Source organism: Mangrovimonas sp. TPBH4 (assembly GCF_001280505.1).
GTDB lineage: Bacteria > Bacteroidota > Bacteroidia > Flavobacteriales > Flavobacteriaceae > Mangrovimonas_A.
The window spans coordinates 23,631-37,678 of record NZ_LBIO01000055.1 but is presented as its reverse complement, the minus strand read 5'-3'; the positions used below and the strand labels follow the sequence as shown (position 1 = coordinate 37,678).

Genomic DNA, 14,048 nt, shown 5'->3' with positions numbered 1-14,048 from the left:
TATAGTAAAGTACCGTATTTTAGCGGAAACAATTAACAGGTGAATTTATTATATAATTTAGGAATTTTCCTCACGGGAATTGTATTAAAAATCATTGCTCTTTTCAATTCAAAAATAAAATTGGGAGTTGAGGGAAGAGCCCACACTTTTGAAGTTTTAGAAAAATCCATCCTGCCTGGAGATAAAACTCTTTGGTTTCACTGTGCTTCTTTGGGAGAATATGAACAAGGGCTTCCGGTTTTTAAAAAACTAAGGGAACTATACCCAAATCACAAGGTAGTTCTAAGCTTCTTTTCACCTTCCGGCTATGAAATCCGAAAGAACTCCGAAATCGCGGATACCGTGGTTTACCTGCCTTTAGACTATAAACGCAAGGCCAAAAAATTTGTGGATTTGGTACACCCAGAAATCACTGTATTTGTAAAATATGACATTTGGCCCAACGTGTTAAACGAATTGCACAGACGCCATCTTAAAGCCTATTTAATTTCGGCTAATTTCCGACCTCAACAGTCGTACTTTAAATTTTATGGCGGGTATATGAGAAAAGCCCTAAACAGCTTTGACCACATTTTTGTTCAAAATGAAAGCTCTAAAACTCTTCTTGATTCCATAGGAATCACTCAAACAAGTGTTACAGGCGACACAAGATTCGATCGCGTTTCAGACCAACTCAACCAAGACAATCATTTGCCATTTATAGATAAGTTTAAACAGGAGGCGCTTTGCATTGTCATTGGGAGTTCATGGCCAGAGGACGAAGCGCTTCTTATTCCGCATATCAATTCACATGCTTCTGAAAATGTAAAATACATTATCGCGCCTCATAACATCAAACCCAACTTGATTGCTGACTTAAAAACACAGATCACGGCAAAAACAGTTCTTTTTTCGGAAAAAGAAGGGAAAGATCTTTCGCAATATTCCGTATTCATCATAGACACTATTGGATTGCTTACCAAAATTTATGCCTATGCCGATATTGCCTATGTTGGTGGTGCCATGGGAAAAACTGGACTTCATAATATTCTGGAACCTGCCGTTTTTGGCGTTCCGGTTATCATTGGAAAAAACTACAAAAAGTTCCCTGAGGCCCATAATATGATTGCCAACGGTGGTGTACAATCAATTTCTTCACAATCTCAACTTGACAGCACTTTAACCCAACTTACTGAAAATGAATCTCAAAGAAAAAAGCTTGGGTTATTGAACACAGATTTTGTCAAAAAAAACAAGGACGCCGTCATCCAAATCCTAAATTATATTCGTAAATAGACTAGCGACTTTAAAATATTTTTACTAAAAATGTTAATTTTTGCCATATTATTTATTGTCAATTAACTTTTTAGTAGTTAATTTCGCTATTAATTTTTAACACTAAAAAACTATTAACCATGAAAAAATTATTATTGATTCTTCTTGCAGTTGGAATTTCTTTCACCGCTTGTAAAGAAACAAAGGAAAAAACCGAAGAGGTAACTGAAACTGTAGAAAACACTATGGAAGATGCTGTTGATGCTGTTGAAGAAGCTGCAGAAGCCACTGGAGAGGCAGTTGAAGAAGCCGTAGATGCAACCGAAGAAGCTGTTGAGGATGCCATTGATGAGGCCGTGGAGGGTACACCAGTTGACACTGAATCTGTAACTGTTGAGTACGACTATATGGTTGCTGGAAAAGAAGTAAAAGGAAGCAAAACTTTTACAGGGTCTCAAGAAGAAGTTGAAGCCGCTGTTAAAATGCTTCAAGACTCTTTAACGAAAGTAGATCCTAATATCAAAGTTTCTATTAAGGAATAATAACATTGCTTGTTAAGCAAAGGAGACTGTCTGAAAGGGCAGTCTTTTTTTTTAAATTAACTCTCCCCATAGCCTCCATCCTACTATACCAAACAAAAAAGAGAACTGGCGCAAACCAATTCTCTTTCTTATAAATATCAGATTTAATCTTATTGTTCTATTACTTCCAGAACAAGGCATATAGCACTACTAAAATAATCATTACCGCAAAGGCCCCTATATTAAACACAGGTCCTGTTTTGAACAGTTTACTGTTTAATGGAATTCCTTTAGGATCTTCTTCTCCTTTATTCTGCATCAAGCTTACAATCACAATCACAATCATGGTTAAGATGGCAGTATAGCCCATTTGATCCATAAAAGGTATATCAACAAATATAGGACTTGTAGACCATCCCTTAGGCGCCACCTTAAAGTACATCGCAATTGGAATAGAAGTCAATGCCCCAACGATAGCAGCCTTGTTTGTAGTCTTTTTCCAGAAAAGTCCAAGAATAAATACCGCCAAAATACCAGGACTTACAACGCCCGTATACTCCTGAATGAATTGGAACGCTTGGTCAATCCCTCCTAGCAGTGGAGCCATAACACAAGCTACTACCAAGGCTACAGCTGCAGAAATTCGTCCCATGGTTACCGTTTGCTTAGAGCTAGCCTCTTTGTTGATATACTGTTTGTAGATATCCATGGTAAAAATGGTAGACGTTGAATTTAACATTGACGCCAAAGAAGACACAATTGCTGCCGCTAAAGCCGCAAAAGCCACTCCTTTAAGTCCTGCTGGTAAAAACTGTAATAACCAAGGATATGCCTTATCCGCTTGTTCCGTTGATGGTAAGTTTTGAAGTCCAGCTTCTCCAAGACTTCCTAAAATTTCAGGGTTATTTACCATTAAGTAAGCTGCAATACCAGGAATTACCACAATTAATGGAATGATCAACTTTAAGAATGCCGCCAATAAAATTCCTTTTTGAGCCTCCCTTAAAGATTTTGCTGCCAAAGTTCTTTGGATGATGTATTGGTTGAATCCCCAATAATAAAGGTTGGCAACCCACATACCCCCAACTAAAACACCTATTCCAGGTAGGTTTTTATACTCTGGGTGGGATTCATCCAAAATCATAGCAAAACGCTCTGGAACCGTTTCGTAAACCGTTTTGATTCCTGCTACAACTCCTTCTCCTCCCGAAACGGTATTCAAGGCTAAATACGTTGTGGCCAAACCACCCAAAACCAAGAACACTACTTGGATAACGTCGGTCCATGCTACTGCAGAAAGTCCTCCATACAATGAATAAGCTGCCGCAAATAGCGCCAATCCCATAACTCCATACATCATCGGAATTCCCATAATGGTTTCCAAAGCCAAAGCTCCCAAATACAGTACCGATGCCAAGTTTACGAACACATACAAGGCAATCCAGAACACTGCCAATATGGTCTTTAAATTGGTAGAATAACGTTTTTCAACAAATTCAGGGATGGTATACAGCCCTTTTTCAATAAAGATTGGCAGAAAAAATTTACCGACAATAAGCAATGTTAATGCCGCCATCCATTCATAGGAAGCAATTGCCAATCCGGATGCAAATCCAGACCCGGACATTCCAATAAATTGTTCTGCAGAAATATTCGCTGCAATCAAAGAGGCCCCAATGGCCCACCAAGGCAACGACTTACCCGCCAAAAAATAATCTTCGGCATTCTTTTCATGACCCTTCTTATCTCTTGACATCCATAATCCTACAGAAAGGATAAGTATGGCATAGGCAATAAATACAAAGTAGTCTAAAAACTCAAAAGAAGTATTCATAAAGTGGTTTTAAATATGTTAGTTAATTTCGAGCATGAAAGATACTAAAAAGTTACAACACGACTTCCTTTGAAACGGGAATTCCATGACATTTTCACAATAAAAAACCACCTCATTTTTGAAAAACGAAAAATTAGCCTTTCACATTTTCAAATCCTAAAACGAATAAGGATTACCTATTTTCTGTTATCGATTACCTTTATTGGTTTACGGCTCATTTTAGGAAACTGTAAAGCACTGATTTCTTGAGCATCGTGAAATTCAACTTTTGGAGCTACCCGCAATTTGGCTCTAAAATGATCCTTAATGGCTTGCTGTAACGCTTCCGAAGGGTTGCTTGCTGCAATCTTAATACAAATTTCATCTGTCCCAATTGCATTGTTGGAAATTTCCACGATATAACTTTGCACTTCTTGGAAGTCGTTCAAAATATTATCCATAGCTGGAGGGTACAAGGTCGTCCCCTTGTATTTGATCATTTGCTTCTTCCTGCCAACAACTGGCCCTAAGCGCAAGGTATTTCGGCCACATTTACATGGTGAGGTATGCGCCTTGACCATATCTCCCGTTTTAAATCGTAAAAGTGGCATCCCTTCCACACCTAGGGTGGTAATAGTAAGTTCACCAACCTCTCCATCGGCCACTGGTAGGTTTTCGTCATCCAATATTTCAACTATAATCAATTCCGGATGATGGTGTCCGCCTTGTTGATGCTCACATTCGGTGAAGGCTGTGTTCATTTCCGTAGAAGCGTAAGTAGAATACAATTCTATATCCCAACTCGAGGTTATTTTTTCAGCAAGAGTATTCAAAGTGAAATCTTGATTCCTTAAAGATTCCCCTATACAAATGGCTCCTTTCACACCTGACTCTTTTAAATTTATACCATGCTGGTTGGCGTATTCTATCAATTTCAACAGGAACGAAGGTACCGCAATAAGATAAGTGGGTTTGAATTTTAAAATAGAATCCCATTGCAATTCTGGAATGCCTGCACCTACCCTAATGATTCCCGCCCCCAATTTTCGGACTCCCAAAAAATAAGCCAGTCCCGCCATAAAACGTCTATCAATAGTGGTCATAAGTTGCAAAACATCGGTTTCGGCAACTCCTGCGCAGGCAAATGAAATAGCTTCGTTGTAGGCCAAACGTTCCAAATCTTGATCTGTTAAAGCGAATGTTACTGGATCCCCCAAGGTTCCAGAAGTCGTCACATAATCTATAACCTTATGCCTTGGTACACATAAAAAATCATCATTGTATCTTTGCAAATCCTCTTTAGTAGTTAAGGGTAATTTCACCAAATCCTCAAGTGTTTTAATGGTCGAGACATCAATATTGTGTGCCTCAAAAACCCTTTGATAATAGGTAGAATTCTCTTGGATATAACTTAGAAGTTCTCTTAATTTTTCCTCTTGGAACGATTCAATGTCTGCCAACGACGCTTTTTCAATTTCTGGAATCATTACTGTAATTGTCGTTTTATTTTTTTTAAATAATGTTGAATATCTTGCTTGTAAGGTACCGTTGAAATTTCCTTTGTCAAGGCTTTTCCAAACGCATTTTGCGCTGCAGTATAGTACTTTTTTTTGTAATAATACTGGCCTAACATATAATAGGTTTCCCAATAGTCAGGGTTTGATTTTTCGAATTCAAAAAGTAACTCTGGGCCTAAATGCATATCATTTTGAATGGCTTCTGTCAATCTTCTACTCAACACTCGGTAGTTCTCATAATTGGCATAGGCTTCGGTAAATAAAAATTCATCGGACTCAATGATGAGTGCTTCATTTTGAAGCGATCTTCCCTTTTCGCTATTTCCTCCAAATACCTCATCCAAATCATAAGCCACAAAAGCTCCCAACTGATAGGGAGGTGCAGAAACCCAAACCAGCCTCTTTGACGGCTGAAATACAATACCATGGTGCGCCAATAGCTGGTTTAAGGATTTTTCATTACCATAACCAATTAATTCATCTTTTAAGCCTTCTTTATTCCTTAGAATATCCACGGCAGCTTGAGGAGATAACTTTGGCACCTCATTTAAAAGTTCTTCCATTCTTTGATACCTATACATTGAATGACTTTCTGCGATATGTTTTAAATTATCTTCATCATGTACGTAAGCCTCACTTTGAAAATGATTGGAGCAGATCAACTCTTCAGAATTTGGCACTTCATACACGCCAAAATTTTCTGGAGACACTTCAATGGTCACGGCTCTATTATCGGCGGCACTGCCAACAAAAATAGATTCCGACACAAAAACCTCTCTTTTTTTGGCAATGGCTATAGCCTCTTCAATGGTTGAGGCATATTGTAAAATTTCGCGGGTAACAATGGAAATAGGAGTTTTAGCCTCCATAGGTACTTTGGATTTTCCAGCATTTATGGTCACGGTAAGTCCCTTCTCGTTCATCCCTGACACGACCCCAATCATTCCGGCCCATGTAACGGACATGAATTTGTAACCATTAGTTGGTTGGACAAAGGCTATGATCTTATTTTCGGAAAACTCATCGCCTGCATAAAAATCAAAATTGCGTCCTATTACCAAGTTTCCATCCTCCGTATTTTCTCCCCACGCAGCAAAAGAAGAACAGCCCACCAAGGCCAGATCCTGAAACGCATGGCCTATATCATGTGCTCCGTGTAAATATAAAATCCGAAGGTAATCATCTGCGACATAATCATAAGTGTCACCTGCGTATTTTGAAAGGCCCAAAATTTCAGATTTATACTCTTCTGGTACATGTAAGTACATTTTTCGGTTATACCACGCCAAGATTTTCCGCAGCATGTACTGTTTGAATTTAGAGGGCACCATTTCTTCGACCTTGCCCAACAGAGCTTCTTCCTGTTTTTCAAATAACTCTTTGGTCAAACTTCCAGAAACCAACCCCAATTGATAGGGATTTCCTGCCACAGAAAGCTCCCATAGCCCTTGTTGATTTTTCAATAGTCTATTGGCTCCAGCAATTAAAAACGTATCTGCTATTTTTTGTCGTTCCGGAATTTGAGAATTAAAACTATTTACATTTGGAGTGTCATGCAACGACTTTGAAACACCACAGGAGGTCATGACTACCAACATCAAACCATTCAGAGCCAAAAGCCCCTTTTTATACATCATACAACTAAGCTTCCCTTTTTAATAATTCATGAGTTTTGGCTATGGCCAACTCATTTTTGTAATCTATCCATTTTTGCCCCTTCAATTTCCGCATTACATTTTCAAAATGCCTCATGACAAACACATTGCTCAACATTTTCGCAAAGGTTTTGGGGCGTCTGGAAAACGCCCTTAAAGTCATCGAAAATCCACCATCCAAGTACTTGATGTAATGCCAATAACCACTAGGCATATAAAGAGCATCACCATGCTTCATTTCTATATATTGTCCTTCCAGACATTTTAATGCTGGATAGGACTCAAAATCTGGATTGTCCAAATCGATAGTTTCCAGATTGTGCACCGAATAAGGAATTTTATAGAGGTATTTGGTCTGTTCCGGAGAGAATAACATCACACTTTTTTTCCCGTGGAAATGAAAATGCATCAAATCGGCCAAATCCATATCAAAATGAGGCAACACTTTAGACCCAGTACTTCCAAAAAACATTACTGGCAAACGCTTGAAGAATTTCAGACCTATATCTGGATATTTAAAATCATTGGCCAAATCTGGCATTTTGTCCAAAATATTGTAAAAGAAAATCCTTAAATCGGTTGGTTTGGTCTTCAAAATCTCCATATAATCTTGAAGTTTCATCTTCATAACAGGCTCTGCGGAATACTGTTTTCCCTTTGTGGGTTCGTTATTATATAGATCCACAACTTGATCACCTGCCTTTTGCTGAATATAGTCCAGATTCCACTTTTCAAATGCGGGCCAATCCTGTGTTAAATTTTCAATTAAAACAGGTATCTGAGGTTTGTAATACTGTTTGACGAAATCTTCTTTCGAAATATTCTTTACTCGAGCTACCGGGGATGTTTTAATTGTTTGCATATTACACTATTTGCGCTTTTTTATTTGCTTCCAAAATTTTATCCAGTAAATAGTCCCTTCCCAAAATCTCCGAACATGTAATTACTGCTCCAATGGTGACTCCCAAAATGCCATGCATATTCAAACTCTGGCCAGTAAACAACAAATTTTTCACTTTGGTTTTGGGAGAAATAAACGACTGCATGGGCTTATTCACATCTTTCACATAGCCATACATAGCCCCTCTATTACAGGCAATATAGTCACGATACGACAGTGGCGTTGACGTATACACCTCCTCTATGCACTCCCGTATATTGGGAAATTTCTTTTCGAGTTCAACAATCACCTTTTCAGCCTTTTCAGCTTTGAATTCCTCGTAACTCTGTCCCCTTTCATTTTTATGGGCCACGGTATTAAAGGTATTTTCCCAAGGTTTCATTTCCTCATAACGCATATAGGTCATCACAGCAATGCTATCACCGTATTCGTCATTATTTTTATGTACGCCCATAGACATCATATAACTTTCGGGCCAACTCTCTTCCGTATAGTCCTGTGTATCCCAAATGTTATTGACATCCTTGAAAAAATAATAATTCTTATTGTGGTATTTAAAGGTATTAGGCTTTAACACCAAATATACAGTGAAGGCTGCAATGGTACTTTCAATATTATCCACCCTATTGGTATAGGCTTTCCTAAACTTGTCCTCACCTACCATCTTAAGGGTGAGCTTAGGCTCTATATTAGAAATGAACAAATTACCTTTTACCTCAGCCCCATTGGCACAGATTACCGATGCAATCTTGCCGTCTTCATAAGTGAACTTTTGCACTTCGTGATGCTTATACACCTCCCCACCATGCTCTAGCAATCTTCTCACCAAAAGTTTGGTAATTTGGCTTCCTCCATTCACACAACGATAAGCACTTTCAATAAATGAATTTACAGACAGGGCATGTACATAAAAAGGCGTTCTTGTAGCGTCGCCGGCATACAGATAGTTATTACCAGACAGCACTGCTCTTAACGTTTTATTTTCGGTTAGGGAATCTATATAGTCCTTAGCGCCCAAATTAAATATCTCGGCATCGTCATAATAGGCTTTACCTCGCTGCAGTGCATACAAGGGAAACTTAGCACAAACTTCCCTCAATTTGGAGCAATATTCCTTTATGGCTGTGCCTTCTTCTGGAAACTGTTCCAATAGCACCTCTTCATAATTCTCGTAACCCTGGGCATGTTTATATTCCTTTTCATCACCCTCGAATAGGATGACATCAAAACCATCTTCATCCATTTTTTTAAGTTGAAGTTCGTCCATTATACCAATATATTTGAAGTATTGGTAAAGGTTTTGACCTTCACTTAAGCCCCCTATATAATGGACTCCGGTATCGAAAATGGTTTTGTTTCTAACAAAGGTTTGCAGATTGCCTCCGTATTGATTGTTCTTCTCGAGAACACAAACACTATAGCCCTCTTTTGCTAAAATAATGGCAGATACCAATCCACCCAATCCACTACCAATAATGACTATATCATATGATTCTTTTAACTTCAAACTGTAATGGTTTTGTTTAAAAAGACTAAATGCTTTTGTTCATATTGTGCTGTATAATTTTCAAAACTGTAAGCTCCCTTAGCGTCCACATTCAACAGAATCACTTGAGTAGCCCCAATATCTAGGAACCATTGTTCCAAATCCACTTTAGAATACTCCTCTGCATTTACAATGCATACATCTGCGGATATTTTCAATAAATCCCCAATGGCATCGACATACGTGATCTTGCTGTTGTTGTTACTAATATAACTACTTTTCATTATGTCGCGAGTATTTTCATCGGTAATACAGCTGAATATTTTTCTGTCTGGACTATCTAAAGATAATAGAAAATCCAATTGTCCACAATCTTTTGAAAAATGTAAGATTGTAGCCCTTTTATCAACCTTATCCAAAATGGTTTTATATCTCTCTGCATTCAGTTTTAAATCGGCTTTGACTTTACTATACAGGTCATCACCCTTGTACCTAAAATCTTCCAAAACGATATTATGAAAATACTCTTTTCCTTCCAGTTGTTCCCTAAGAAGATCATATTCGGCTTTAAAATACGCACTGATATTTTTAGTTTGCTCTCTTGTTGTCTTTCCAAATTTATTTGCACCGTAAGGAATTCTAGGTAGCACTTTTAAGGTAATTTCTCCATCCTTAATAACAAAGCTACCTTTTGGCAGAACTTCTGAGTTTCCATGAATGATTACGGGAACAATGTCCAATTGGAATTGTTCGGCCAAATAAAAAGCTCCCTTATGAAACCGTTTGATTTTGTTGGTTCTTGACCGCGTCCCTTCTGGAAAAGCCATCAAGGAATACCCTTGATCAACCTTTTTCTTTAAATGGGACATCCCATTTTCGATACCACTGGACACTGGATAAAAGCCCGCCATTTGAACCGCCTTTCCAAAAATTGGCGAATTATACACCCAATCGTTCACCAAAAAAATAATTTTTGGATGCAACATCCCAATCGCAAGAATATCCAGAAAAGAAGTATGGTTTGCGATAATTACTGCCTGCTTTTCAAAAGTTTCTTTGGTTGGATTAATGATGGTTTTCTTTACAAAAGGATTGGTATACAACACCGATTTCATAAACTTGGACACCACTTTGTGGAACCATTTCATCTTTACCTTTTTACTAATGGGGATCAACGGCATGATGGCAACACTGTACAGGGACAACAATAAACCACTCAAACCATAATAGCCAAAAGAAACCACCGAGTGTACTAACAAACGTAACTTTATTGGGCGCTTCGCTTTGCTTCCAATAAACAACCAAAATAATGCAGGCTGAATGGTGAAAGCCACAATCATTGCAGATAAAATTCCTATGATAGAGACAACGGATATGGTATACAACGCAGGATGTTTTGCAAAAATCATGACCCCTACGCCTAAAATAGTTGTAATTACAGAAAGAATAATTGATGTTTTATAAGTAACCAACATGGGCTCTCCTGTCCTGTACTGATGCAACAAACCATTGGTAACAAAAATGCTATAGTCAATTCCCAATCCAAATATGAAGGAAGAAATGATAATGTTAAAAATATTAAACTGAACTCCAAAAAGCCCCATCATTCCAACGGTTAAAAACCAAGTTAGCATAATTGGTACCATTGTCACTAAAGTGAGCGATATACTCCTATAAAAGAGCAACAGCAATACTACAACTACCAGAAAACAGTACCCCAATAGATTGTTGAAATCGTTTTTGAGATGCCCCAAGAAGCGTTCGTTCATCTGTTGACGATCAATCACCAATACATTAGGCTGGTCTGCAAACGTTTCCAAAACTTCATCTACTTGTTCTTCATTCAACTTAACAAGGGAGGTTACCGTAGTAAAGTTATTTTTGGAACTGATATAATCATCCACCGGAATAGCTTCAACAACACTATAGCCTTCTATAGATAAAGGTTGAAAATCTAAATTCAAAAACGCATAGAACTTACCAAAAGTGGAATCCTTAAATCCTAATGGTCTTCCACTTTCCATCAAATTATTTTCAACTTCTTGCACCTTGGAATCACTCCAAAACCTGCGCCATTTGTTGATTTTTGATTGTTGCTGTTCCTGAGATTGCACCAAAGCGCCAACGGAACTGAAATTTATGAGGGCATCTCGGTTTTTTAAACTGTTCAATTTTTCAAACACCAAATCGTTTGCCGCAATAGCCTCTTCTTGTGAATTTCCATAAGCCGCCAAGTACATAGATTTGGATGCAATGTTGGTAAGTGTGTCCAAACGTTTTTGGGCTGCCATCAAAGTGGGCGGCTCATAATTGAGCTTACTGATATCCTGATTGAACTCTACCTTGGAATAGGTAAACACACTAATCACAAAACCAATAGTCAAAAGGCCAAAGGCCCATTTTTTACGATGCCATGGAAACATTGCAAAAACATCAATCCAAGTGGACTTTACCGAAGTTGTTTTGGATTCTCTTCTATAAACCTGAGGAATAAAAATCAAGGCAAACACTGAAGCTCCTAATACGCTTATGGCAGCAAACACACCTAAATCCTGTAGAGCCTGCGACTTTACAAACAACAAGCATAAAAAGGCCAAGGCTGTTGTTAAACTACTCATCAGGATAGGTTTTGTGATATCCTCATATAGGGCTTTCACATTGCTATTACTTCTAATGTGTGTTAATACGTGTAACGAATAATCCAAGGTTACCCCCAAAAGCACCGACCCAATCCCCAAAGAGACTGCCGATATTTTTTCCCTGACAAGAAACAATACTGCAATAGCCACCAACCCTCCAAACAAAGTTGGAGTAAAAAGTACTATCGGTAACCAAAGACGCTTGTAAAAAACAATAAGAATTATAAGCAAAATTGTCATTGCAATCCCTACCGTAAACTGGATATCCTTCTTGATCTGTTTGGCATTTTCAACGGCAATTAGAGCCCCTCCAAAATATTCACTTTGTACTTTCGTTTCTTTAAATTGGAAATTCAATGAGTCTTGCAGACTGTATAATTGTTCAGCAAACAAGGTATTTTGAGCTGTTTCACTAGAACTAAAACTTGGCGTAATAAACAACAACAAGTGGTTTTGATCCTTGCTGAGCAAAAATCCGTTGTGAAGTGTAAAATCATCACCAAAACTTAATTGCCTAAGCTTATTAAGTCCCATAAAAGAAAAGCCCAGAGGATCCTTTAAAATGGTTTGTTTAGCAACAATTCCTGTTGGAGACACTAACGTTTTATAGTTGTTTTTGGTTATGGCTTCAACACTGTCTTTCTGTAATTTCTGTTGAATAACAGCATAATCCCCATCATCCAAAAACAAGGGTAAATTTTGGTAAACAAAATCCAAGGTTTGCAAGGCTTGTTCATCTTCAACACGTCCTTGGACATCCTTTACATAACTTGAAAAATTAGTAGTGATACTATCCAAAAACTGAGCGCCATATTCCGTGAGTTCTTCTACGGAACCTGAGGATTCTTTCGAAATATGAACAATAATTTTATCTGCAAAATTTACAGTTTGAAGTACCTTTTGAACATCAGAGTCCTTTTCTTCAACAGGAATAAGTTTTGTGATATCTTCTTCAAAGACTATTTGGCTCGCCAACCAAGACAGTGCAACCACTGTCAACAGCATTCCTATAAAACCAATTGTTTTTCTTTTGGAAATCGTTTGGTATAGCGCGTAGAACACTTTAGCCATTCTTTAAAATCACTTTCTTTTTGTCAAAAATAGAAAAGAAAAGAAATCCAATGCTCCCAAATAGTGCAGACATGATAACTGCCAAGGTAAAACTGCCCACCAAATAGGCTTCCAAATGTTTGATCACACCAAAATTAGACGTGACCTCATCTATGGAATATGAAAATTCCACACCCAAAACATATTGCCCAATTTTTGAACTGGCATATAGCACAAATGGGATGAAAGGAGGCAAACTTACATTGGAAAATGCAAAAGCTATGGCCTTGTTCAACTTTAAAAATATAGCTAGAAAAATGACTAATACCGTATGAAAACCCCAAAATGGCGAAAGCCCTATAAACACGCCAAGGGCTATGGACAAGGCTTTTTTACTTGGTGAGTCGTAGCTTCCTAAAAAGTCTTCAACAAAAAAACGCTTAATCCCTTTTTTTTTAAGTTTTCTATAAACTTCTCTAGGCTTGATAAAGAAAATGGTTAAAAATACCAACCAAGTATTCAAGATGCTTATTCTGGTAAAATCCTTAAATGGTCTAAAGTGAGACACGCGTTCGCTCTCATCATAAAGCACTTGAATAGGCACATTTTTCACTTCAACATCACGCCAAGCAGCTTTAACGATTACTTCTATTTCAAACTCGAATTTGGTAGTGTAAAAGTTAAGAGACTTTAAATGTTTCAACGGATAAAGTCGAAATCCCGATTGGGTATCGTCCAATTTGATCCCGGTCTCAAACCAAAACCAAAAGTTTGAAAATTTATTTCCAAAACTACTCTTGGAAGGCACTCCTTCCTGACTCATATTACGAGCACCTATAAGCAACAACTCTCCCGTGGAATGATTTTCCAAGGCTTCCATAAACACAGGAATATCGCTAGGAAAATGCTGCCCGTCTGAATCGATGGAAATAACATAGTCATAACCGGACGCTTCAGCTTTTTTAAATCCTTCACGAAGCGCTACGCCCTTACCTTTGTTTTCCTTAAAATGTAAGCATTGAATATTTGGGTAAGATTGCAATATGGACTTTGTAGCATCTGTAGAGCCATCATTTACGACCAATATGTCATCAGTATATCCCAATACCCCATCGATTACCCTTTGCAAGGTACGATGGTTATTGTATGTTGGAATCAACACACAAACCTTAAGGTCTTTGATTTTCTGTGGAATTGGATCCGTATTCACTG

Annotated in this window: 9 protein-coding genes; 2 read left to right on the top strand and 7 right to left on the bottom strand. The window is 37.9% G+C overall.

Annotated features, from left to right (window positions below):
* Window positions 1–39 precede the first annotated feature (39 nt).
* Complete coding sequence (locus tag ZA05_RS12190; protein ID WP_053991970.1) at window positions 40–1,275, top strand: 3-deoxy-D-manno-octulosonic acid transferase; 1,236 nt, start codon at window positions 40–42, stop codon at window positions 1,273–1,275.
* 119 nt (window positions 1,276–1,394) lie between these two features.
* On the top strand, window positions 1,395–1,796 hold the full coding sequence (locus tag ZA05_RS18360) for a hypothetical protein (protein ID WP_197276093.1): 402 nt from the start codon (window positions 1,395–1,397) through the stop codon (window positions 1,794–1,796).
* Window positions 1,797–1,956: 160 nt separating this feature from the next.
* Here the strand turns inward: ZA05_RS18360 and ZA05_RS12180 are convergent, their stop codons facing one another.
* From ZA05_RS12180 to ZA05_RS12150, 7 genes are all read right to left on the bottom strand, one after another.
* Window positions 1,957–3,609, bottom strand: a complete 1,653-nt coding sequence (locus ZA05_RS12180) for a sodium/sugar symporter (protein ID WP_053991969.1) — start codon at window positions 3,607–3,609, stop codon at window positions 1,957–1,959.
* 176 nt (window positions 3,610–3,785) lie between these two features.
* Window positions 3,786–5,075, bottom strand: coding sequence for a phenylacetate--CoA ligase family protein (locus tag ZA05_RS12175; protein ID WP_053991968.1), 1,290 nt, complete (start codon window positions 5,073–5,075; stop codon window positions 3,786–3,788).
* On the bottom strand, window positions 5,075–6,739 hold the full coding sequence (locus ZA05_RS12170) for a C45 family peptidase (protein WP_053991967.1): 1,665 nt from the start codon (window positions 6,737–6,739) through the stop codon (window positions 5,075–5,077). Before ZA05_RS12170 ends, ZA05_RS12175 begins: the two co-directional genes overlap by 1 nt.
* Before the next feature lie 7 nt (window positions 6,740–6,746).
* Window positions 6,747–7,622, bottom strand: coding sequence for a cupin-like domain-containing protein (locus tag ZA05_RS12165; RefSeq protein WP_053991966.1), 876 nt, complete (start codon window positions 7,620–7,622; stop codon window positions 6,747–6,749).
* Between the two features lies 1 nt (window position 7,623).
* Complete coding sequence (locus tag ZA05_RS12160; protein ID WP_053991965.1) at window positions 7,624–9,168, bottom strand: NAD(P)/FAD-dependent oxidoreductase; 1,545 nt, start codon at window positions 9,166–9,168, stop codon at window positions 7,624–7,626.
* Window positions 9,165–12,857 carry a 1-acyl-sn-glycerol-3-phosphate acyltransferase gene (locus ZA05_RS12155; RefSeq protein WP_231632491.1) on the bottom strand — a complete coding sequence of 1,231 codons (3,693 nt, stop codon included), beginning with the start codon at window positions 12,855–12,857 and terminating at the stop codon, window positions 9,165–9,167. Before ZA05_RS12155 ends, ZA05_RS12160 begins: the two co-directional genes overlap by 4 nt.
* Window positions 12,850–14,046: a DUF2062 domain-containing protein gene (locus ZA05_RS12150; RefSeq protein WP_053991964.1), complete on the bottom strand. Its 1,197-nt coding sequence runs from the start codon at window positions 14,044–14,046 to the stop codon at window positions 12,850–12,852. The genes ZA05_RS12155 and ZA05_RS12150 overlap by 8 nt, the downstream gene beginning before the upstream one ends.
* Window positions 14,047–14,048 lie beyond the last annotated feature (2 nt).